Genomic DNA, 22,652 nt, shown 5'->3' with positions numbered 1-22,652 from the left:
AGGCGGCGCATCAGACAGCGCGTCAGGCGGCGCGGCCCACGCGGCTCCACAGAACGGAGCCGGCGGGAATGGAGCGCGGCTCTGCACGCACGCTCGCGGGTGCAAACATCTCCCGGCGCAGTTCGCCGTGTTCGTCGAACCACTCGCAGATCAGCCAGTTGCCCGGATTGAGCGCTACTGGCCCTGCGTATGTCACCGTCATGCGCGAGCCCCCTTCCTTCAACGTGACGACGTCGCCGACATTGAACTGGGCGGCTGGCGGAGTCTGGAATGCGTCAATGGTGGCGGTTAGCATATTTACCCCCTACGGAACCGTTGAGCGACATTAAATCGTTGCGCCGGATTTCTCGACATTAGGCCTGCTGAAGTAAAACTCTAAAAAGTTTGCCAAGATTAACAATCGAAATTAATCACTGCAAGCGCTTTTTATTGATACCGTTTTCATCGGGAGTGGAATGGCTTCCACTACGGTTCGCCCTTGGGTAAAACCGGGAAAACCCTTCAATGCACCGCCTGGCCGCCCGTAGATGCGGCACTGCACGATCGCAACTGTTACTGCCGCGTAACGGCGCGGGCAGCAGAAAATGCCCGGACCTTTTGTCATATCTAATGCAGTGGCCAGGAATATTCAGGGTTTATTCTGATCCAGCGCAAACGGAATTACCTGTGAACGACTCAGTTACCGGTAAATGCGGGATGCTTAAAATCGTCGTTGATTAAAAAATTACCTAATAAATTCTGGCAGCCTCTGTTGAAAACGGTTTCAGCCGGCGGATTTTCAAATCCGCTACGCTACTCGCCGCAGTGCGAGCTGCTGATGCCGCACCAACAACACGCTCAATCCGATGCACGCACACATCAGCAACGCGTTGATCGCCAGGCTGATCTGGAACGCATGCGCATAGGCACCCGGCGCCGCGCGGCCGCCGAGCGCGCCGAAGAACGCGCCGCTGATGGCCGCCGTCCCGAACGCCGAGCCGATCTGCAACGTCGACGAGACCACGCCCGAAGCCAGTCCGGCTTTCTCCGGCACGACTTCCAGCAACACGATCCGCATGATCGACGGCAGCAACAAGCCATGACCGACACCCGCGCACACCAGCCCGCAATAGAACAGCAGATCCGGCGTGGCCGACTGGGTGGCGGACCAACCCGTGACCGTGAAGCCGAGCGTCATCATCGAAAAACCGAGAGTCAGCACATGGCCGCCAATGCGTTTGACCACGGCCGGCGAAGTCAGCGGCCCGACCACGAAACCGATCGCAAACGGCATGATCGCGATGCCCGACGCGAGCGGCGTCCAGTGCAAACCGGTTTGCAGGAAAATCCCGTAGGTCAGGAAGAACGCGCTGTTGCAGTAGAACAGGAACGCGAGCACGAGCCCTAGCGCAAAGGCCCGGTTACGGAACAACTGCAGATCCACCAACGGATGGCCACCGCCGCGCTCGACGCGCCGCTCTGCCACCACGAAGAGCGCGAAGGCGGGCACGGCAAGCGCGAACATCACGAAGGTCCACGCCGGCCAGCCCGCTTCGCGGCCGTGCGTCATCGGGTAAATGATCAGCAGCAGCACGGCGGAGAGCAGCGCTACGCCCTTCACGTCGATGCCGGTGCGCGTGGCCGGCTGGTTCTCCGGCACGAACTTCCAGGTGCCGATAAACGCCGCGATGCCGATCGGGATGTTGATCAGAAAGATGATGCGCCAGTCGAGTCCGAACGGGTGATACGTGATCAACGCGCCGCCACCCAACTGGCCGACGATCGACGACAGCCCGAACACGAAACCGTACAGGCTCATCACCTTGGTCTGCTGATGCAGCGGCACGACCGCGCGAATGGTCGCGAGCACTTGCGGCGCCATCACGGCGGCGGCGACGCCTTGGACGATCCGCGAAATCACCAGCATATGCCCGCTGGTCGCGAAGCCGCACAACGCCGAAGCGACCACGAACGCAGCCATGCCGGTCATGAACATGCGGCGGCGGCCGAACAGGTCGCCGAGCCGCCCGCCCGTGATCAACAGCACCGCGTACGCCGACGCGTAGGCGGAGACGACGAGCTGCAATTGCGCGTCGCTCGCGTTCAGGCCGGTGCGAATCGAGGGCAACGCGAGATTGACGATGAAATAATCGAGCGGCGCGAGGAAGGCGCCGACGAACAGCACGGCAAGCGCCAGCCCCTGCCGTTCGAAACGCGGCTCTGCCTTCCCGGCCGATGCCGCCACGCTCGCGGCCACGGTGCCCGGACAGGTCACCGCAGCGGCTGCCGTACCGCCGGATCCGGCCAATGCCGCAGGAGCGGACTTGATGGCTTCGCTATTCATGACTTAACGTTCAAAAAATAGGTAAAAAAATTTAGACGAGCGCGCGCATGGCGACGTCCACTATGCCTGTCAGCGCGTCTTCCTGATGAGCGACCCGCCCGAGCACGCGCAGACCTTGCATCACGCAGAGCAGGAAATCGCCGACGGCTTTTTCGTCCAGCGTGGAGTTGAATGCGCCGCTCGCCTGACCGCGAATCACCGACGCCGCCAGCAGCGTCGCCATGCGGCGCTGAATCGCGGCGACGCGCACGCGCAACTCCTCGTCGCCCGGCTGCATTTCCAGCGTGGTGTTGGTGATGAAGCAGCTGCGCTCGCCGGTCAGCGCGCACGCGACCCGCGCGTAGTGCAGCAAGGCGTTGCGCAGCGCCTCTTCCGGCGGCACCGGCGCGTTGAGCCGCTCGGCGAGTCGCGCGACCGAACCTTCCGCGTAGTGATCCAGCGCGGCCAGCATGATGCCGTGCTTGTCGCCGAACACGCCGTACAGACTGCCGCGCAACAGGCCGGTGGCCTTGCACAGATCGTCGATCGAGGTGGCGTGGTAGCCGTGATTCCAGAACACCTGACTCGCGCTCGCGAGGACCGTGTCCGTGTCGAACTCGCGCGGCCGGCCCCGAGGACAGACCTCGCCCGCTTTTTTCGCGGACTGCTTTGCGGATTTTTTCGGATCGCCAGTTAGCTTCATGCAACGGATATTATGACCAACCGTTCAAGAAAGCAAGACGAGTTTCCGTAGGTGCGTACGAGCCAGCGCCGGTACAAACAAAAAGCCGGCGCCGGGTTTGACCCGAGCGCCGGCTTCATCGCTTGAACGGGTGGGGAAAGGCGCGACCTCAGGTTTCGAGTTTCGCGTCCATCGTGATCGTGGCGTTCAGGACTTTGGACACCGGACAACCGGCTTTGGCGTCGGCCGTTGCCTTCTCAAAGGCGGCTTTATCGCCGCCGGGGATTTTCACGGCCACATCCAGATGAACCGCGGTGATCGCGAAACCGCCGCCGTCCTTGTCGAGCGTAACGGTTGCCGTGGTGCCGATGCGCTCAGGCGTGATGCCGGCCTTGCCCAGTTCAGCGGACAGCGCCATCGAGAAACATCCCGCATGCGCAGCCGCAATCAGTTCCTCCGGATTCGTGCCGATGCCGTCCGCGAAACGGGTCGAAAACGAGTATTGGGTCTCCTTGAGGACGCCGCTATCGGTGGAAATCGAGCCCTTGCCGTCTTGCAGGCCGCCTTGCCAGACTGCTGATGCCTTGCGCTTCATCGCTCTCTCCTGTTTGTGCCCTGCTTCGCGCGCTCCACGACCGAATCTGATGCCCGCCGCACGGGTCCCGCCCGGATGTTCTGCGGTTTCGGCATCGGTCGCGAGTGCCGCGCGGCGCTGCAGGCGCGGGCGGGACCGAACCTCATCATAGGCGCTTCCGTGTGCCAGTGTCGTGACGATGCCGGCAATGGCTCAAAACGGAAGCCGCCCACCAACTATTTCAAAAATCGTAACAATATTTCTTCCGGGGGCCGCTTTTTCACCGACCTTGCAAGAATTAGACTGGTTTCAACGGATCGGCGCACGGCATTCAACCGATCTCATCAACAATCGAATCTTGGAGGTCATCATGAAATCGCTTATTTCCGCAGTGGTCATCGCATCCGCGCTCGTCGTTCCGGCTGTTTCCTTCGCCCAGCAGGCGGATGGTCTGACCCGCGCACAAGTGCGCGCTGAACTGGTGACGGAGCAAAAAGCGGGCCTCCTGAATCAGAACGACGTCAACTATCCGAAGACCGTGCCGCAAAGCGGTACGGCAGTGGCTACGGTTGCGCGAGGTTCGCACGACGTCGGCGGCGTGAAGGCGGTGTCGTCGGATGCGGGCACGCGTGATTCCTTGCAGCAAGGTCTGTTCGCGACGTATCGCGGCCAGTAAGCGGTAAGCCGCGCGGTGCAGCCGCTGGCGGTGGTGTCAGGGTGTGGCAGGTGACAAGCGTGGTTGCAGTCAAGAAGCGCCCCGGTTGCAAAGTTTGCAAGCGGGGCGCTTTGCTTTGCGCAGACCTCTCCCGGGCCTACTCGGCGAACGGCAAACTCTCCTGCCCCACCGCGCGCATGCCGAACACGTTGAGCGTCATCGCCACCAATGCGTAGTAGCCGAGCAGGCCCACCAGGTTGATCACCACCTGATGCCCGAAACGCTCGACCGCCTTCGCATAGGTCGCGTCGCAAACGCGCTTCGTGTCGTACAGTTCGCTCGCGAAGTCGTGAATCAACGCGTCGTCGGGCTGGGCGAAATCCGGGCGCCGGCTCTCGCGAATCGCCTCGGCGTCCGTTGCGGACACGCCCGCCTCCAGCGCGATCGGATAGTGGATGTACCACTCCGCCTGCGCTTGCCAGCGCGCTGCGGTCACCAGAATCGCCAGCTCCGAGAGGCGCAACGGCAAACCGGTCCGGTAGCGGCAGAACGCGCCCAGACGCTGAGCCTGCTGGGCCAGCTCCGGGCTATGAATCCAGCCAAGAAACGGTCCGTTCAGATTGCCGCGCGGGCCCGACAGAATTTCATCGAGCACCGCTTTCTGTTCGGGCGTGGCATCGGACGGGTCGAAGTGAGGCAAACGCTCGGTCATCATCGTTCTCGCAAGTCGTGGTGGTGTCGAAGGTCTCAGACAGCGGCCAGCGCGCCGCTAATGGCATCGGCGAGGCGGCTGACGATTTCGTCGATGTCGCGCGCGGTGCAGATAAACGGCGGCGCCAGCAGCACATGATCGCCGATCTTGCCGTCGACCGTGCCGCCCATCGGATACACCATCAGACCGCGCGCAAAGGCTTCGCGCCGGATTGCCGCGTGCAGCTTCAGGCCGGCGTCGAACGGCGTTTTGCTGGCGCGGTCCTTGACCAGTTCCACGCCGACAAACAGCCCTCGTCCGCGCACGTCGCCGATATGCGGATGCTGCGCGTAGTGCTCGCGCAGCCGGCCGCGCAACTGCTCGCCGCGCGCCAGCACGTTGGGCAGCAGCTTGTCCTCCTCGATCACACGTTGCACTTCGAGCGCGGCGGCGCAAGCGGTGGCATGACCGATGTAGGTATGGCCATGCTGAAAGAATCCCGAGCCGCCGACGATCGTCTGGTAAATCCGGTCGCTCACGAGCGTCGCGCCGATCGGCTGATAGCCCGCGCCGAGCCCTTTGGCGATGGTTAGAATGTCGGGCGCCACGCCGTCTTCTTCACAGGCGTACAGATAACCGGTGCGGCCCATGCCGGACATGATCTCGTCGAGAATCAGCAGCACGCCGTAGCGATCGCACACCGCGCGAATCTTGCGGAAATATTCGCGCACCGGTGGCACGGCGCCGGCCGTCGCGCCAACTACCGTTTCCGCGACGAAGGCGGCGACCGTGTCTGCGCCCAACGCCAGAATCTTCTGCTCGAGTTCGTCCGCGAGACGTTGCGCGAAGGCCTCCTCGGTTTCGTCGGCGCGTTGCTCGCGATATGCGTAACACGGACTCACGTGATGCGCTTCGATCAGAATCGGCAGGAACGGCTCACGGCGCCAAGCATTGCCGCCGATCGCCAGTGCGCCCAACGTATTGCCGTGATAGCTCTGCCGACGCGCGATGAAATGGCGCCGCTGCGGTTCACCCCTCTCCACGAAATACTGACGCGCGAGTTTCAGCGCAGCCTCGATCGCCTCCGAACCGCCCGACACGAAGTACACATGTTCGAGCCCTTGCGGCGCGCTTGCCACCAGGCGGTCGGCGAGCGCTTCAGCAGGCTCGGTGGTGAAGAACGACGTGTGCGCATACGGCAATTGCTGCGACTGCCGCTTGATCGCATCGATCACGCGCTGGTTGCTGTGACCGAGACACGACACGGCGGCGCCGCCGGATGCGTCGATATAGCGCTTGCCCGTGGAATCGATGATCTCGATCCCCACGCCCGCGACGGCGACCGGCAGCGACTGCTTCGGAGAACGATGAAACACGGTGGACATGGTTTTCGGTTTCCTGTTGGTTGCGGCAGCCGGTTAAGCGCCGGCCCGTCCGCACGTCGTGCGGGCGATGAAGCTGTCGAACGCGCACTGCCCTTGCCGGAAAACTTTCATCGACACACCCGCACTGCCGATTTCGAAGAGCGCGGTGGCGAGCGTGTTTTCCCCATCGGGATCGCACGGGTCGTCACGATAGATCGGCAGGCCAAAGGGCGCGCGATCGTGCAATACGTCGAGCAATGCGGCCGGTTGTAACGGGCGCGTGATCGTAGGCAACAACGCATCCACGCGCAGCTGACGTTCGCGCGAAGAATCCGTCACGATCTGCGCTTCGGCGTCGCAACCCGCATGAATCATGTGGTTTGCATGGCCATAAAGACTCGGCACTATCTGGACGGAACAGCGCCGCGCGCTGGCTTCGACGCTCACAAGGCGCGCATCTCCCGCGCAGCCGAGCGTGTGATGAAAGCCGCTCGCGGCCGGCGTGTCGCGCAGCAGGTCGAGCGCTTCGTCGAGCGAGGTGGAATCGAGCACCGCTCGCGCAAGAATCATTCGCGGCACGCCGGCAACGAGGACGCGGATGCGAAGATTGTTGATCGCCTGCACGACACCGGCACGGCTCACGGCGAAGGTGTGTCCCGGCAGCGATCCAGGGTAGTAGAAACTCACGAAGCCCGGCTTGCCGGCCGGACGAACCTCGACCAGCGCGCAACGCTCGCGCAGAAACGGATCGCCGTCTTCGTTGTGCGCAATGAAGCGCGTCTCGCCAACGCGCGCCGCCAACGTGGTGCAACCGTCTGGCGCGTTGTGAATCAGTTCGCCGCGGCAGTTCCAGAGGAACACGTCTTCCGCCGACCAACCGAGCCCGGCCGCCATACCTTCCAACTCCGCCAGCAACGCCGGGAATTGGGCGCGCGCCGCTTCGCGCAGTGCCTGCACGAACGGAGCGCCGCGCCAGCGCCGAACTGCCTGCCATGCGCCACTCTGATCCATGTAGTCGGCGAACACCGGGCGCGCGAGTTCGCCCAACCGGTAGCCGATGTCATACGGCTCGCCGCTCACCTGAAAAAGATCCAATCCCCGCGTCGACGCCACCACTCGCATCCATTCAACAATCGGTACGTATTTATACTTCTAAACAACAATTGTTGTCAAACAGATCGGCGCCGATCTGAATGGAGCGATTCTGCTGCGCGCAAAATCTCAACTCGATTCAGACGGAAATGGTCACGGCACGTACGCGCCTTTCGCGTGCAACGACTGCTCGGCGATGGCAAGTTGCTCGACCGCGCCGGCCCCCTCGAGCGCAAGCAGATGCGCGACCAGCGATTCGGCGATGGCGGTCGCCGCTACCAGCGAAGGAAAAAACGAAGGACTTTCGTGCGAGAAGATCAGCACCTTGTCGGCGTTCAGCGCGATCGGCGACACCGCGCTATCGGTAATGGCAATCAGCTTGCTGCCCTTTTCCAGCGCGGCTTCGGCGACGCGCGCGGCTTCCACCGAATACGGCGCGAAACTGATCACGATGGTCGCGCTATCACGCTCGACCGTGCGCAACTGCATTTCCAGCGTGCCGGCCTCGCCGTTGAGCAAGGACACCGAGGAACGGAACAGCCGGTATCCGTAGACGAGACCGAACGCTACCGCATAGCACGAGCGGAAACCGGCCACATGCACGTGCGGCGCGCGCCGCAGCAGGCGCGCCGCTTCCACGATCACGCGGCCATTGTGCGCGGCGGTGACTTCGAGGTTGTGTTGTTGCGCGACCAGCAGGTCGCCCGCCAGCGCGTCTTTCGATTTGACGAGCGAACGCGCGCGGCTCGTGAGCGGTTCGGGCCGCGTGCGCACGCGTGCGACGAACAGGTTGCGCAGTTCGTTCCAGCCGGGGAAACCGAGTTGCTGCGACAGACGCACCAGTGAGGCCGGTTGCACCTGCGCCCTTTCGGCCACTTTGCGCATGGACGAGACCGCGACCTCGTCGGGATGGTCGAGCAGGAAACCCGCTCCCATCTGGAACTGCGGACTCAGTTCGGAGAAGCGCGCCCGGATCAGGGCGGCAAGCTGGTCGAAACTGTCTGGCATGCGGATGTACCGGGCGAGCGGTCGATGAGGATGACAACAAATGTTACCACCCGGCACATGGCGGTCAACGAGAGTTGATGGCGCTCAACTCACGCCCAACCCACGCTGAACCCACGCCGAACCCACACTCAAAGCAACGCCACCACCCGCACGTCACCCTGCTCCGCTGACGCCACCACCTTCTCGCCAATCCGGCGGAACGTGATCGACACCGAAGCATCGCCTACCCGCATGTCGCTCACTTCGAGCCAGTCGATGCCTTCGGGCAGCATCGGCTGTTCGATCAGCACTTCGCGCCGCTCTGCGTCGATGGTGATACCGAGACACGCTTCGAGCATCATGAACGGCGAACCCGCCGCCCACGCTTGCGGCAGACAGGCGACCGGATAGGCGGTGGGCGGCTCGCCGCGCCGCCGTGGGAAGCCGCAGAAAAGCTCGGGCAAACGCATGTCGAAGTTGACCGCGGCCTGGAACAGCGCCTGCAGCAGCCGTACCGCCGCCGCCTTGCCGCCGTAGCGCGACAGGCCGCGCGCGCACAGCGCGTTGTCGTGCGGCCAGACCGAGCCGTTGTGATATGCCATGGGATTGAAGCGCGCCTGGCTCGCCGCCAGCGTGCGCACGCCCCAGCCGGTGTGGAACAACGTGGAGTCGAGCGCGCGCACCACCGATTCACCGCGCTGCCGCGACGGCAACCCGAAGGCCAGCAGGTGGCCGGCATTCGAGGCCATGACACGGCACAGTTCGCCGTGGCCATCGAGCGCAATGCCGTAGAAACCGGCCTCTTCCATCCAGTACTTCTCTTCGACGCACTGACGGATCTTCTTCGCCCGCTCGCCGTAACGCTCCGCCGCATCGTGCAGTCCGCGCGCCTTCGCGAAGCGCGCCATGACGTCGAAGGCGGCGCTCGCATACGCCTGCACCTCGACGAGCGCGATCGGGCCGTCGGGGAAACGGCCGTCGGCGTGAAAGACAGAATCGTGGCTGTCCTTCCAGCCTTGATTCGCCAGACCGCCATCCGACTCGCGCTGATAATCCAGCAGGCCGTAACGGTTCTTGTCGCACACGCCCGCGACCCACTGCGCCGCGCGCTCGAGCGCCGGCCACAATTCGTCGATCAACGCGACGTCGCCGGTGCGCGCAGCATAGGCGCCGGCCAGCACGATGAACAACGGCGTGGTGTCGACGCCCCCGTAGTAGAGCGCGAACGGCACTTCACCGGTGGCGGCCATTTCGCCTTTGCGCATCTCATGCATGATCTTGCCGGGCGCGGCGTCGCGAAACGGCGAGTTCTCACGCGCCTGATGTTCGGCCAGAAAACGCAATACGCCGGCAGCCAACTGCGGCTGCAACCAGAGCGTCTGCAGCGACGTAATGACCGCGTCGCGGCCGAACGGCGTCGAGAACCATGGAATGCCCGCGTACGGATACGGGCCGGTCACGAGGTCCGTGGTCAGCAGGCCGAGATCGGCGAGCGAGCGGTCGATCCATGCATTGAAAAGCGGATTGCTCGAACGCACGCGTGCGGTGGCGCGGCGGCGCTCACGCATGACGAGGTGCGCGTCGACGAGCGCGGCGCGCACGGCAGCGCGGCCGACGCGCGGACGCTCCGCGTCGATTTGCGACAGGTGCGCTTCGCTCAACGCATGGGTGGGCTGCGAGACGCCCGCGCCCGGATTGTCCGCGCGCGCGACCACCTGCACCGCCACCGACAGATAAATCGACACGCACGCCTGCGCCGGCAGCTTGACGGTGTAGTCCGCACGGTCGGCGAAAAGTTTGTCCGGCTCCGGCGAAAAGGCGATCTGCACGTTGCGCGCCACGTCGTCGAGGCCCACGTAGCCGAGCAGCACTTCGCGATTTTCGACGCGCGCCGGTTCGACACGGCCCTGCTTGTCGCGCTTCAGGCCGCGCACTTCGAACATGTCGCGGAAGTCGCTGGCGAACGAGATCGAGAGCGGCACCACGGCGTCGCTCGTGCCGTAGTTGGTGAGTTCGATGGCTTCGTTGAGCACGGTGCCCGACAGCACGCGCACGCGCTCGACGTGGATCACGCCTTCGGGCGTGCTGTCGCCGCCGAGCGGCGGCAGCGGACGGTTGGTCAGATGCGCGGTGAACGAGGTGTTGTCGCTGCTGACGCTGCCCGATAGCAGCGACGGCGCGCGTCCGCCGAAAGTGAGGCGCAGTTGCGAGAGAACACGGGTGTCGTTGACGAACAGGCCGTCGTCATGGCCGGTGATATCGCCGAGCGGATCGTTGACGATGAAGGTGTCGCCCGACTTCAGCACGTGCTGGGTCGCGCTCGCGACGTTGAGGTTTTCCGTGGGGATGAATACGCCGTCCGGCTCGGGCTCGCGGTGGTCGATTCCGCCCGAAAGACCGCCGAGGGCTTCTGGCTGCTGCATCAGTGTCACTCCTATGGGTTCGCTTCTGCGTTCAGTGTCACATTCGGTTGCCACGGGCGCTGCCCGGTCGCTTCCGATTGTAGAGGGTCTGTCCGCGTCAGACGAACTTATCACATGGGAGTTTCAGTTTTTTCAGTGGCACAGGACGTGCAGAGGAAATGGCGCGGCGCTCCTCGTGGGAGCGCCGCGCGAGCGTCAGGCGGGCGGCCGCCGCGACGCTTTAGCGCTTGGCCAGCGGCGTGGCTTCGCGGTTCGTCTCGCCCACGAAGAGCTGACGCGGACGGCCAATCTTCTGTTCAGGATCGGCGATCATTTCGTTCCACTGCGCAATCCAGCCGACCGTACGTGCCATCGCGAAGATACACGTGAACATGGCCGTCGGAATGCCCAGCGCGCGCTGCACGATGCCCGAGTAAAAGTCGACGTTCGGGTACAGCTTGCGCGATACGAAGTATTCGTCTTCCAGTGCGATCTTTTCCAGCGCCATTGCCAGCTTGAACAGCGGGTCGTCGTGCAGGCCCAGCTCTTCCAGCACTTCGTGGCAGGTTTCGCGCATCAGCTTCGCACGCGGATCGTAGTTCTTGTAGACGCGGTGACCGAAGCCCATCAGCTTCACGCCCGAGTTCTTGTCCTTCACCTGCTTGATGAACTCAGGAATGTTGTCGACCGAGCCGATTTCTTCCAGCATGTTCAGCGCGGCTTCGTTTGCACCACCGTGCGCCGGGCCCCATAGACACGCGATACCGGCGGCGATACACGCGAACGGATTCGCACCCGACGAACCGGCCAGACGCACGGTCGAGGTCGATGCATTCTGCTCGTGGTCCGCGTGCAGGATCAGGATACGGTCCAGTGCGCGCACCAGCACGTCGTTGACCTTGTACTCTTCGGCCGGATTGGCGAACATCATGCGCATGAAATTCGCGCTGTACGACAGATCGTTCTTCGGATAAACGAACGGCTGGCCCACGGTGTACTTGTACGCCATGGCCACCAGCGTCGGCAGCTTCGCGATCATGCGGATCGCGGAAATTTCACGGTGCTCCGGGTTATTGATGTCGAGCGAGTCGTGATAGAACGCCGACAGCGCGCCGACGGCGGCCACCAGAATCGCCATCGGGTGCGCGTCGCGACGGAAGCCACGGAAGAAGAAGTGCATCTGGTCGTGCACCATGGTGTGCTGCGTGACCGTTTTGACGAACTCTTCCTTCTGCTGCGCGTTCGGCAGTTCGCCCTTGAGCAGCAGGTAGCAGGTTTCGAGGAAGTCGGCATTCTGCGCGAGGTTGTCGATCGGATACCCGCGATACAGCAACTCGCCCTTATCGCCGTCGATATAGGTGATCGCGGAATTGCATGCCGCCGTGGACATGAAGCCCGGGTCGTACGTGAACTTGCCGGTCTGGCCGTACAGCTTGCGGATGTCGATCACATCCGGTCCAAGCGTGCCCTGATAAATCGGCAGATCAATAGTCTTGTCGCTGTCGGAAAAGCTCAGCGTTGCGTGTGTCTTCGAGTCCATCTACATGTTCCTTTTACTTTCACATCGCACACGTGCCGGCATGTCCGGTCGTCATTGAACGTCTCGGCATGCTCAGGCTCCGGCACACATTTTAAAGTCCGCAGGGCTCCGAATTGCGACGATTGACTGCAACAATCCATCTCGACCGACGCAACATTCGTTGCCTTTTTTCCGTGGAACGCGCTGCAATTTGCCGCGAAACGCGCACCAACGTCGCACGCGTCGACGCGCCGCGCCCGCTTGCGGACTGCCAGTAAAATGAAAGCTGGAACACTTATTGCAACAATGTTTTGCGGCAGCCGGACTGCGAAGGCATGGGTGCATCTGCGATACTGAATCCGTGTTTTGCTTCCCCTGCGAACACATCGCTGTCTTTGGCCCGCCGTTTCATGGCGGGCCTTTTTAATCAGCCAGAAGAACAGGAAGGACCCGATGAACGCATCTCTCGAAACGCTATTTCCGGATCATGTGCACAGCGACGAAAACATCGTCACCGCGCTGAACCACCAGGATATCGTCGTCGCATTGTCCGCGGCGCTGAAAACGCAAGACGTAGCGGTCTTGCATATGCTCTACCCGCGTACCGACGCGCGCACGCACCGCAGCCTCGATACGCTCGTGAACGTGTTGCACGGTCACGGTCTGCATGAAGTCGCGGATCTGATCTCGGAGGAAGCGCACTATCTGCTGTTCAAGGACCCCGTGAAAGCGTGGAAAGCCTTCCACGAAATTCGCAACGATTCGCTCGCGATCGGCGTGCATCTGTACTACCACGGCCTCGTCGGCGAAGCGGCGGAACGTGCGCTCGACAAAGACGCGCATCGCAAGCCGTGATATCGGGCGTTTGAATCGCTGCCGGTGCCGTGCCGGTGCGCTGAGTTCGCTGCAAACGCGAAAGCCAGACACCGGGGTCGGCCTCCTTCGTGCAGTCATTGCACGATCTTTACGCGGCCGTAATGCGCGCGGTACGCCGCGTTACACGCTCACGGAGCGAATGAACTCGTCGACGTAGCGATTGAACGCCGCCGGATGCGCGAGGTTCATCCCATGCGACGCGCCGCGCACGGTTTCGCGGCGCGCATCCGGCAACCAGATTTGCAGCGCGGCCACGGTCCGGCGGAACATATCGGGACTTTTTTCGCCGTCGATCAGCAGAACTGGGCAACGCACCTCGGCGGCTTCCTCCGGAACATACGCAGGCAGTGGATCGCGAAACTGACGGGCGAGCGTATGCGCGTTGTCGGTCGCCATCCTGCGAAAGCCCGGTGTGCTCATTGCCCAGAAGCCCGGCCGGCTGACCGAGTCGACAAACAGTTGCAGACCGGCCTCCACCTCGCCGCTTTCGATCAGTTGCGCCGCTTTCGCGCGCAACGTATTGGCCGTCTCCGGCAGACTCGCGGGCGGCCGGCCGGCAATCTGCAACGGGCCGCCCGGATCGGCGAGCGTCAGCGTACGCACGTGCCGGGCATGACGCCGCGCAAAGTGAAAAGCCACGCAACCGCCGCGCGAATGCCCCACCACATGTGCCGGCCCCGCCCCGAGTCGATCGATGAATTCAGCCACTTCGTCCGCATGCTCGCTCCAGCTGAACGGCAAGCCGGACTCCGTATCCGCCGCCGGCCAGTAGTGCGTGAGACTGACCGCGACACAACGGTAATGCTTCGACAGGCCCGCGAGTTGCGGTTGCCAATAGCGGTAGTCGCACAGCGAGCCATGCACGAACAGCAGCAGTTCGCCCTCACCGGCTTCCACGTAAGGCATGTGCAAACCGCTTCGCAATTCGATGAAACGCGATGATGACGACGGCGACGAAACGGCAACGGATTGATTCACGGCTGATTCACGGACAGCGCGGCAACGCCTGACCAAGCTGTGCCGGCTCGAAATGGAATGGGGAGAAGAAACGCGTATGCATCCCTGAAATTGGGATGCGAAGCGTATTGTCACACAGCCGGTCGCTCGATGTGGCCACCCGATTCAGCGGATGCACTGGGGCGATGCCGAAGCAGCCGCGCGACGGATCCCGCGAGGGACCCGGGAAATCATTCGTAAGCGAGTTCGTCCAGCAGACCGGCAGCGGCCGCCGTGCCTGCGCCACGCACGGCGCACGTCAGCGGTTCATCGGCGACGCGCACCTCGAGGCCGATCTCGCTCGTCAGGCGGCGGCTCAGGTTGCCGAGCAGCGCACCGCCGCCTGTCAGCACAATGCCGTTATTGGCAATGTCGGTCACGAGTTCCGCCGGCGCCGTTTCGAGCCCGCGTTTCACCGCGCCGATGACCTGGCGCAGCGGCCCTTCGATCGCATCGGCGATATCGTGGTTGCTCAGTTGAACCGTGCGTGGCAAACCGTCGTCGACGCTGCGTCCGGTCGCGTTCATATGCTCACGCGGCACGTCGCGCACGGCCGAGCCGATGTTCTTCTTGACGTGTTCAGCGGTCTGCTCGCCGAGCAGCACGCCGTATAGATTACGCACATAGCTCACGATCGCCATGTCGAAGCTGTCGCCGCCCACGCGAATCGAACCGCTGTAGGCCATGCCGCCGAGCGCGATCACGCCGACCTCCGTCGTGCCTCCACCGATATCGACTACCATCGAACCGGTCGCCTCGGACACCGGCAGACCGGCGCCGACCGCCGACGCCAGCGATTCGCCGATCAGACTCACCTTCCACGCGCCGGCCGCCACGGCCGCCTCCTTGATCGCGCGACGTTCGACCTGGGTCGCGCCCGCCGGCACGCACAGCGTGAACGCGGCGCGGCGGCTGAACAGCGGCCGCGGGCGCGCCATGTCGACGAATTGCCGGATCATGTGCTCGGCCGCGGAAAAGTTGGCGATCACGCCGTGGCGCATCGGCCGCACGGCTTCGAGATTGGCCGGCTCGCGGCCGAGAAGCTGGCGCGCCTGGGTGCCCACGGCCGCGACGCGTTTCGGCCGGTCCGAGGCCTCTTTCTGGAAGCACACCACGGACGGCTGGTTCAGCACAATGCCGCCGTCGTCGGTGTAGATCAGGGTATTGGCCGTGCCGAGGTCCACCGTCACGGAATGACGGAACAAGCGATCGAAAAGCGGGTAATGCGGCGTCGGTCTGGCCATAGGAAGGCTCTGATGTGTCGTTATCCGCCCGTACCGGGCAGTCTGGAAAATGCGCCCCCGGTCACCCGAGCCGCTCGGCACACCCGCAGGAAGTCCCGGTGAGAGGACGTCCTGCCTGGCGTTGCGCGGTCCGCGCGGCGGGGGTGATTTTCATGCTTATGAGCCATTAACGGCAAGCAGATTGGATTCTTTAGAGCCGTTTTTCAATCAGGGCCGTGTCAGCCGCGCGACAAAGCGCCCAGCGCGTGTTCCAGCGCCTCCTGGCCGAGCGCGACGCCGTCGGCGTTAATCGTGTGGCCAATGCCCGGCAACGCATAGGCGTCCACCGTATAGCCGGCGTTGTTGAAGGTGTCGGCAGCGTATTCGAGTTCCCGTACGGGAATCACCTCGTCGTCTTCGCCGTGGATCAGGGTGAGCGGCGTGCCGTTCTGCGCGACGATCACCGAGGCAAGCCGCCCCGAGTACGCGACCACGCCGGCCGCGCCTTCCGCACTCGTCGCCACGTGATGCATCGCCATGATCGACCCTTGCGAGAAACCGACCAGTGCAAGGCGTCCGAAAGGTAACTGCCAGTGCGCAAGCTCGGTTTCGAGCATGCGCCGCAGCGCCGGATAGGCTGCGGCGACGCGCGCCTCGCGATTGCCCTCGTTGACGTCGCGCAGGCTGAACCACTGACGTCCGCCGAAACCGCCTTCGAAGGCGTCGGTGCCGTCGAGCGAAGTGAACGCCACGTCCGGCAGGCTGTCGCTCCAGATGTCCGCAAGCGGCATCAGGTCGCGAGCATTGCTACCGACGCCATGCATCAGCACCACCAGCCCCCTGGCAGGTGCAGTCACCGGCGCTCGCCGCCAGCCGTGTTCGAATTGCTCCCAGGTCATATCGTTTCCTTTTCTCTGTTGATTCGTCGTGGATATTTCCGCATGCGCGTTGCACGGCGCGGCTATCGACGTGCGCAAACGCGCCGCCGACATGCCACACGCTCACACGCCGCCTCAGCCGCGAGCATACGCCGCCGGATTTGTTTCCGCCCTCCGCCTTGCATGCGCCGACGACGTCCCGACGTGAATACAGGTATGCTTTTGCGAGCATTCCGCGCACCAGCGGCCGCCCGCACTGCGCGGGCGCGCAATAGAAAACTCACACAGAACATTCAAGCAGAACACTCTCGCAGCACGTTCGCAGCACACCGATCCGGAGAACCGTTTGAGCCAGCCCACTTCCGCGCCTGCCTCGGCGCCGCCCGCACCTCCACCGCCGCTGCAGGGTGGCCAGCTGGTGCTGGCCACGATTGCCGTCGCGCTCGCCACGTTCATGAACGTGCTCGACACGTCGATCGCGAACGTTGCGATCCCAACCATTTCCGGCAACCTCGGCGTTTCGGTCGACGAAGGCACGTGGGTTATCACCGTTTTCGCCGCGGCCAACGCCGTGTCCATTCCGCTCACCGGCTGGCTCACGCAACGCATCGGCCAGGTGAAGCTGTTTGTCGGCGCGATTCTGATGTTCGTACTGGCTTCGTGGTTGTGCGGAATCGCGCCGACGCTGCCGATCCTGCTGCTCGCGCGGATCTTCCAGGGCGCCGTGGCCGGTCCGCTGATTCCGCTGTCGCAAGCCATACTGCTCGGCTCGTATCCGAAGGAGAAATCCTCGACCGCGCTCGCCTTATGGGCAATGACCGCGACCGTCGGCCCGATTGCGGGCCCGGCGCTCGGCGGCTGGATCACTGACAGTTACAGCTGGTCGTGGATCTTCTACATCAACATTCCGGTCGGCATTTTCGCGGCGGGCGTTACGTGGATGATCTACCGCACCCGCGAGTCGCCGACGCGCAAGCCGCCTATCGACGTGGTCGGGCTCGGTCTCTTGATCACATGGGTCGCCTCGCTGCAGATCATGCTCGACAAAGGCAAGGACCTCGACTGGTTTTCGTCGCCGGTAATCGTGATTCTCGGCATCACCGCGCTCATCAGCTTCGCGTTCTTTCTCGTGTGGGAATTGACCGAGGAAAATCCGATCGTCGATTTACGGCTCTTCCAGCAACGCAACTTTCTTGGCGGCACGATTGCCATTTCGGTCGCGTACGGCGTGTTCTTCGGCAACCTCGTGCTGCTGCCGCAATGGATGCAGGAGTACCTGAACTACCGTTCCGTCGATGCCGGTCTCGTGACCGCGCCGCTCGGCGTCTTCGCGGTGTTGCTCGCGCCGGTAATGGGCCGCGTCCTGCCGCGCTCGGACGCGCGCGTGATCGCCACGCTGGCGTTCATCGGCTTCGCAATCGTGTTTTATATGCGCTCGAAATACGTGATCGAAATCGATACGTGGCATCTGGTGATACCCACGCTGCTGCAAGGCATTCCGATGGCGCTGTTCTTCGTGCCGCTGACTTCGATCATTCTGTCAGGCCAGCCGCCGAGCAAGATTCCCGCGGCGGCCGGCCTGTCGAATTTCGCGCGCGTGTTTTGCGGCGCGGTGGGCACCTCGATCGCCGGCAACGAGTGGAACAACCGCACGGTGCTGCATCACGAACGACTCACGGAACAGGCCTCCGTCAACAATCCGGTGTTCAATCAGCAGATCGATTCGACCCAATCGCTGCTGCATCTGAATCCGCAATCCGCCCATGCATTGTTCGATTTCACCGTGAACACGCAGGCGGCCATGATGGGCCTGAACGATATCTTTTTCGTCTCGGCGGTCATCTTCATTCTGATCATTCCGCTGATCTGGATCACGCGGCCGGCCAAGGGCGGCGGCGGACCGGATGCGGCGGGCGCGCACTGACAGCGCTCGCAAGCGCGCTGCGTCAGCGGAAATAACGTGCGGGCGTGTCGCCGAATGCGTCCCGAAACATCGCGATAAAGGATGACACGTCGCTATATCCCACCTCGAGCGCCACCTGCGTGACACTCGCGCCGGCGCCGAGGTGCTCCAACGCGACCAGCAGGCGAAGCTGCTGGCGCCACTGCCCGAAGGTTTGCCCCGTTTCCTTGACGAACAGGCGCGCCGCCGTGCGCGCCGTCACACCCGCCGCCGTAGCCAGTTCCTCCAGGACTGCGGGGTCCGCGGGATTGGCGCTCAGCGCATCGGCGATGCTTTGGGCACGCAGATCGCGCGGCCAGTTCAGCCCAAGCGGCGCGGCGGGCAGACCCGGCAAGCGGTCCAGCAGGACTTGCACGAGTCGCGCGGCGGGTTCGTCGAATGGGGTGTCGTGCGGCAGATCAGCCGCGGCGTTCAGTAAAGCCGCGACCAGTTGATCGGGCACGATGGCGACGGCGTGCTGCGGCGGGAGCGGCATGGCATCCATGCCGGCATAGAGCGAATAGAACCGGACGGGACCGGTTGCGGACAGCCGGTGCAGCACGCCCGCAGGCATCCACACCGCGTGCCCCGGCGGCACGACCCAGAGCTCGGTCTGCGTGCGCACGATCAGCACCCCGGCGCTCACGTGCATCAGCCGCGCGCGACGAGAGGCGCTCAACGGCTCGTCCAGTTTCTCGTAGTGCTCGCCGATCACGAACGCCGGTTGCTCGACGCCGTCTGGATCAAGAATCTCCATGGTGGCGTCCGTTTTGCCCGGTTACTGCCGGAAAGGCAGCAAGATTAGCATAGCCGGGCCGCGGCGCGACGTGAGTGCCGCTTGCGGCGGCTCACGTGGACATTCGAATCAGGTTTCAACGAGAGGCTGGCATTCGGAGCTAAGGAGGCAGACCGCGCACTTGCGCTCTCCTCCTTCTGTGCCAATGACAGGCGCCCGAGAACAGGTGCTTCAAAAGTCAATCGGCGGCCACCAACTGCAACGAAGCGGGTGGCCGCCGGTACATCCGACATCTCGGGTAATGCTGCCGCGAAGCCGTTTCCCTAGCGATTGACCACGCTTTTGGGCATTGTCAACACAATGGCCGCCGCCACGAGCAACGAAGCTGCCACGCAGTACAGGCCCACGTCGGTGCTGTGCGTCATATCCTTGATCCAGCCGACCAGATAGGGGCTGACAAAGCCTGCCAGGTTGCCCACCGAATTGATCAACGCAATGCCCGCGGCCGCTGCCACGCCACCCAGGAAGGCAGGCGGAATCGACCAGAACTGGCACAACGCGCCGAGAATGCCGATCGTGGCAAAGGTCAGCGACCCCACAGCCAACGCGACGTTATGGGCCACCAGCGTGCTCGCCACGAGGCCGATCGCGCCGATCACAGCCGGCAGCGCCACGTGCCAGCGCCGTTCCTTGCTCCGGTCCGAACTGCGTCCCAGCAGCACCATGGCGATCGCCGCGGCGCCGTAAGGGATCATCGTCAGCAGGCCGACGTTGAACGCGTCGCTGACGCCCGAGGCCTTGATGAGCGTGGGCAGCCAGAAACTGATGCCGTAGAGGCCCATGATGATGCCGAAGTAGCACAGGCACAGCACCCACACGCGCTTGTTGGTGAATGCGCCGCTCGCACTATGCACCTCGATGTGCCCAGACTCGTTCGCGAGGCCCGTCTCGAGCAGCGACTTTTCTTCGGCGGTGAGCCATTTTGCCGCGCTGATTCTGTCGTCGAGGTAAAGCAGCACGGCAATGCCGCCGATGATCGAAGGCAGCGCTTCGAGCAGGAACAGCCAGCGCCAGCCCGCCATGCCGTGCACGCCGCTGAAGCTGTTCAGGATCCAGCCCGACAGCGGCCCGCCAATCACGCCCGCGATCGGAATTCCGGTCATGAACATCGCGGTGATCTTTCCGCGGCGTGAGGACGGATACCAGTAGGTCAGGTAAAGGATGATGCCCGGAAAGAAGCCGGCTTCAGCGACGCCAAGCAGAAAGCGCAGCACGTAGAAGGCGGTGGGCGTCGTCACGAAAATCATCGCACCGGACAGCACTCCCCAGCTGAGCATGATGCGGGCGATCCATTTCCGCGCGCCGAAACGATGCAGTGCGATATTGCTCGGCACTTCGAAAATGAAATAGCCGATAAAGAAAATTCCCGCGCCCAGACCGTAGATCGTTTCGCTGAACTTGAGGTCGGTCAGCATCTGCAGCTTGGCAAAGCCTACGTTGACGCGGTCCAGGTACGCGAAGACGTAGCAGAGGAAGAGGAACGGAACCAGCCGCCATGTCACCTTGGCATAGGTCCGGTCCTCGGAGTTGGCTGGCGTGACGACATCGCCGTAAGCGGTTTTCAACATCGTTGTCTCCTTGAATCACGGCCGGCGCGCTTCGTGGTCGCGCCAGCGCGGCTTGTTGTGTATGTGACGGCCTATGCTGGCCGTTCAGTCGAACATGTCAGGGCTGGTCTGCACGAGCTGCTCATAAATGGGCTGGAAATGCAGCCAGCCGATGTATTCGCTGCCGACGTGTTCGCGGCTGTAGCGCGAACTGTGCTGCGGCACCATGACCGGCTTGATGCCGGTGGCCTCGACCAGCAACTGCTGCTGACAGCAGCGCTCCAGCGCGATAAACCAGAACGCGGCGGCTTCGATGCTGTGGCGGCTCACCGTCAGCAGGCCGTGATTCTGATGAATGGCCGCCTTGACGTTCTTGAAGTAGTCGGCAACCGACAGTCCGGCCTGTTCCTCGACCGCGACCGCGCCGGCCTCGTCCTTGATCACGACATGGTCTTCATAGAAGGCCGCGGCATCCTGGGTGATCGGGTCCAGCGGACGTCCGAGCGCCGCGAACGCGGTGCCGTAGACCGTGTGCGCATGGCACATCGCCACAATGTCGGGATTGGCTTCATGCACCGCGGCATGCAGCACGAAGCCGGCGCGGTTGAGCGCGTATTCGCCTTCCACGACCTTGCCGGTATGGTCGGCGAGAATCAGGTTGGAGAGCTTCACCTGGGAGAAATGCACGGCCATCGGATTGGTCCAGTACAGATCCGGGAACTCGGGATCACGCACGGTGAGGTGGCCGGCGAAACCGTAGTCGAGATTGTGCAGCGCAAAGGCGCGGCATGCGGCGACAAGGCGTTCCTTGCGGTGCTGGCGCTCCTGGGCAAAGGACGAAAAGTCGGGCAGCTCGGGAAACTTCAATCCAGCCTGCTTCGGCCGGTAGATGGAGTTGTTCGAAGGATGGGAAATCGTGCGGCGCAGTTCGGCCTGCTGCGCGCTGATATCGATTTTTCCAGTGCCGGTGCTCATGGTGTCTCCTGTGTCAGCAGTGATTGCATGTCGCTAACGATAAGGAAACACCGGTCGCCGATCTACGCGCGCCGGACAATAGGATTTATTACGCCGCCATATAAATCCCCGGCTTCTAGAGTTTCTGCCAGGGCGGCTCGCGGAAAACTTCGACGAAGTAGTCGATAAAGGCGCGGATGCGCGGCACCAGCTGGCGCTCGGGCAGATAGACGACGTGGATCGCGGTGTCATCCTTGGCCTGGTACTCCGATAGCAGCGGCACCAGTTCGCCCCGGCGGATCGCGGGCAATGCCAGGTGTTCCGCGAGGCGCATGATGCCCACGCCCGCCACGCACAGCTGAAACAGCGTCGTGCCGTCGGTGCTGCGGAAACTGCCCTGCACGGTGACCCGTTCGAGCCTGCCGTTGATCATGAACGGCCACTGGTTCAGATGCTCGCGCGGTGACTCCCAGGTCAGGCAGGCGTGCCTCGTCAAGCCGAGCGGAGTGACGGGCGTGCCGTGCGCGGCGAGATAACCCGGCGAAGCCACGACGATTCGTTGCAGGTCACAGAGCTTCCGGCTGCGCAATGAGGAGTCTTGCAGCCGGCCCATGCGAACCGCGACATCGAAGTTGTCCTCGATCAGATTGACGTTGGAATCCGACAGGGAAAAATGCACGCCCAGCTTCGTGTAGGACGAGAGAAACCCGGGCAACGCGGCGACCAGTTGATCCATGCCGAACGCGTGAGGCGCGCTGACGCGCAGATTGCCGGTCGGCTCGCTGGATCGGACCTGCGCCTCCGCTTCCTCCAGGCTATCGAGAATGTCGTTGCAGGACGAGAGAAAGCGCTCGCCCTCATGAGTCAGCCGCTGCGTGCGCGTCGAACGATGCAGCAGTTGCACGCCGAGCCTGCGCTCCAGACTGGTGACGCTTTGGCTGACGAAGGGCTGGCTCACGCCAAGCATATTCGCCGCGGCGGTGAAGCCCCCGGCTTCGACGACCGCTTTGAAGACGCGCATTTCCAGCAATCTTTCGTCTTTCATTTTTCGAATCCCCGTGCACCGGGCCGCCTGATCGACCCGTTTGAGGACGATATGACGAAAACGATTTCCGCCGCAATATTCCGCGCTTTACACCCTGCCGGTTCAGGGCAATCGATTGCCGTGCGCG

Annotated in this window: 20 protein-coding genes; 3 read left to right on the top strand and 17 right to left on the bottom strand. The window is 63.1% G+C overall.

Going from position 1 to position 22,652, the window contains the following annotated elements; all coding sequences use genetic code 11:
- Nucleotides 1–22: 22 nt before the first annotated feature.
- From BLW71_RS35455 to BLW71_RS35440, 4 genes are all read right to left on the bottom strand, one after another.
- Nucleotides 23–295, bottom strand: a complete 273-nt coding sequence (locus tag BLW71_RS35455) for a YodC family protein (RefSeq protein WP_091807992.1) — start codon at nucleotides 293–295, stop codon at nucleotides 23–25.
- Between the two features lie 492 nt (nucleotides 296–787).
- Entirely contained in the window at nucleotides 788–2,323 is a 1,536-nt protein-coding gene (locus tag BLW71_RS35450) for an MFS transporter (protein ID WP_091807990.1), read from the bottom strand.
- Nucleotides 2,324–2,354: 31 nt separating this feature from the next.
- Nucleotides 2,355–3,005, bottom strand: coding sequence for a TetR/AcrR family transcriptional regulator (locus BLW71_RS35445; RefSeq protein ID WP_091807988.1), 651 nt, complete (start codon nucleotides 3,003–3,005; stop codon nucleotides 2,355–2,357).
- Nucleotides 3,006–3,153: 148 nt separating this feature from the next.
- Complete coding sequence (locus BLW71_RS35440; protein ID WP_011492126.1) at nucleotides 3,154–3,579, bottom strand: OsmC family protein; 426 nt, start codon at nucleotides 3,577–3,579, stop codon at nucleotides 3,154–3,156.
- 349 nt (nucleotides 3,580–3,928) lie between these two features.
- Here BLW71_RS35440 and BLW71_RS35435 point away from each other — a divergent pair, with 349 nt between their 5' ends.
- Nucleotides 3,929–4,234 (top strand): DUF4148 domain-containing protein, encoded by a 306-nt coding sequence (locus BLW71_RS35435; RefSeq protein WP_091807986.1) that lies wholly within the window; start codon nucleotides 3,929–3,931, stop codon nucleotides 4,232–4,234.
- Between the two features lie 136 nt (nucleotides 4,235–4,370).
- Here BLW71_RS35435 and BLW71_RS35430 read toward each other — a convergent pair whose 3' ends face one another.
- From BLW71_RS35430 to gltA, 6 genes are all read right to left on the bottom strand, one after another.
- On the bottom strand, nucleotides 4,371–4,925 hold the full coding sequence (locus BLW71_RS35430; RefSeq protein WP_091809251.1) for a carboxymuconolactone decarboxylase family protein: 555 nt from the start codon (nucleotides 4,923–4,925) through the stop codon (nucleotides 4,371–4,373).
- 35 nt (nucleotides 4,926–4,960) lie between these two features.
- On the bottom strand, nucleotides 4,961–6,289 hold the full coding sequence (locus BLW71_RS35425) for an aspartate aminotransferase family protein (protein WP_091807983.1): 1,329 nt from the start codon (nucleotides 6,287–6,289) through the stop codon (nucleotides 4,961–4,963).
- Nucleotides 6,290–6,322: 33 nt separating this feature from the next.
- Nucleotides 6,323–7,390 carry a C45 family autoproteolytic acyltransferase/hydrolase gene (locus BLW71_RS35420; protein ID WP_091807981.1) on the bottom strand — a complete coding sequence of 356 codons (1,068 nt, stop codon included), beginning with the start codon at nucleotides 7,388–7,390 and terminating at the stop codon, nucleotides 6,323–6,325.
- A 123-nt stretch (nucleotides 7,391–7,513) separates the two neighbouring features.
- Entirely contained in the window at nucleotides 7,514–8,368 is an 855-nt protein-coding gene (locus BLW71_RS35415) for a MurR/RpiR family transcriptional regulator (RefSeq protein WP_091807979.1), read from the bottom strand.
- A gap of 128 nt (nucleotides 8,369–8,496) precedes the next feature.
- Nucleotides 8,497–10,770 carry an amylo-alpha-1,6-glucosidase gene (locus BLW71_RS35410; RefSeq protein ID WP_091807977.1) on the bottom strand — a complete coding sequence of 758 codons (2,274 nt, stop codon included), beginning with the start codon at nucleotides 10,768–10,770 and terminating at the stop codon, nucleotides 8,497–8,499.
- A 220-nt stretch (nucleotides 10,771–10,990) separates the two neighbouring features.
- Nucleotides 10,991–12,289 carry a citrate synthase gene (gltA, locus tag BLW71_RS35405; protein ID WP_091807975.1) on the bottom strand — a complete coding sequence of 433 codons (1,299 nt, stop codon included), beginning with the start codon at nucleotides 12,287–12,289 and terminating at the stop codon, nucleotides 10,991–10,993.
- A 432-nt stretch (nucleotides 12,290–12,721) separates the two neighbouring features.
- Between gltA and BLW71_RS35400 the strand changes: the two genes are divergently transcribed.
- Nucleotides 12,722–13,123, top strand: a complete 402-nt coding sequence (locus BLW71_RS35400; RefSeq protein WP_091807973.1) for a hypothetical protein — start codon at nucleotides 12,722–12,724, stop codon at nucleotides 13,121–13,123.
- Between the two features lie 141 nt (nucleotides 13,124–13,264).
- Here BLW71_RS35400 and BLW71_RS35395 read toward each other — a convergent pair whose 3' ends face one another.
- From BLW71_RS35395 to BLW71_RS35385, 3 genes are all read right to left on the bottom strand, one after another.
- The gene (locus BLW71_RS35395) at nucleotides 13,265–14,050 is read right to left on the bottom strand and encodes an alpha/beta fold hydrolase (protein ID WP_091809249.1); all 786 of its coding nucleotides are present in this window, start codon (nucleotides 14,048–14,050) and stop codon (nucleotides 13,265–13,267) included.
- Between the two features lie 281 nt (nucleotides 14,051–14,331).
- Nucleotides 14,332–15,384, bottom strand: a complete 1,053-nt coding sequence (locus tag BLW71_RS35390; protein WP_091807970.1) for a rod shape-determining protein — start codon at nucleotides 15,382–15,384, stop codon at nucleotides 14,332–14,334.
- A gap of 218 nt (nucleotides 15,385–15,602) precedes the next feature.
- A complete protein-coding gene (locus tag BLW71_RS35385) occupies nucleotides 15,603–16,262 on the bottom strand; it encodes an alpha/beta hydrolase (RefSeq protein ID WP_091809247.1) in 660 nt (219 codons plus the stop codon).
- Nucleotides 16,263–16,587: 325 nt separating this feature from the next.
- On the opposite strand from BLW71_RS35385, the gene BLW71_RS35380 reads away from it, so the two are divergent.
- Nucleotides 16,588–18,165, top strand: coding sequence for a DHA2 family efflux MFS transporter permease subunit (locus BLW71_RS35380; protein WP_091807968.1), 1,578 nt, complete (start codon nucleotides 16,588–16,590; stop codon nucleotides 18,163–18,165).
- A 22-nt stretch (nucleotides 18,166–18,187) separates the two neighbouring features.
- Here BLW71_RS35380 and BLW71_RS35375 read toward each other — a convergent pair whose 3' ends face one another.
- The 4 genes from BLW71_RS35375 to BLW71_RS35360 form a co-directional block, all read right to left on the bottom strand.
- Entirely contained in the window at nucleotides 18,188–18,940 is a 753-nt protein-coding gene (locus BLW71_RS35375; protein ID WP_091807965.1) for an AraC family transcriptional regulator, read from the bottom strand.
- A 302-nt stretch (nucleotides 18,941–19,242) separates the two neighbouring features.
- Nucleotides 19,243–20,547, bottom strand: a complete 1,305-nt coding sequence (locus BLW71_RS35370; protein ID WP_091807963.1) for an MFS transporter — start codon at nucleotides 20,545–20,547, stop codon at nucleotides 19,243–19,245.
- An 84-nt stretch (nucleotides 20,548–20,631) separates the two neighbouring features.
- A complete protein-coding gene (locus tag BLW71_RS35365; RefSeq protein ID WP_091807961.1) occupies nucleotides 20,632–21,501 on the bottom strand; it encodes a class II aldolase/adducin family protein in 870 nt (289 codons plus the stop codon).
- 115 nt (nucleotides 21,502–21,616) lie between these two features.
- Nucleotides 21,617–22,525 (bottom strand): LysR family transcriptional regulator, encoded by a 909-nt coding sequence (locus tag BLW71_RS35360; RefSeq protein WP_091807959.1) that lies wholly within the window; start codon nucleotides 22,523–22,525, stop codon nucleotides 21,617–21,619.
- Between the last annotated feature and the right edge of the window lie 127 nt (nucleotides 22,526–22,652).

It is taken from the genome of Burkholderia sp. WP9 (assembly GCF_900104795.1).
In the GTDB taxonomy this organism is placed as follows: domain Bacteria; phylum Pseudomonadota; class Gammaproteobacteria; order Burkholderiales; family Burkholderiaceae; genus Paraburkholderia.
The sequence above is the reverse complement of the archived record's forward strand: the minus strand, read 5'-3'. Positions and strand labels throughout refer to the sequence as shown.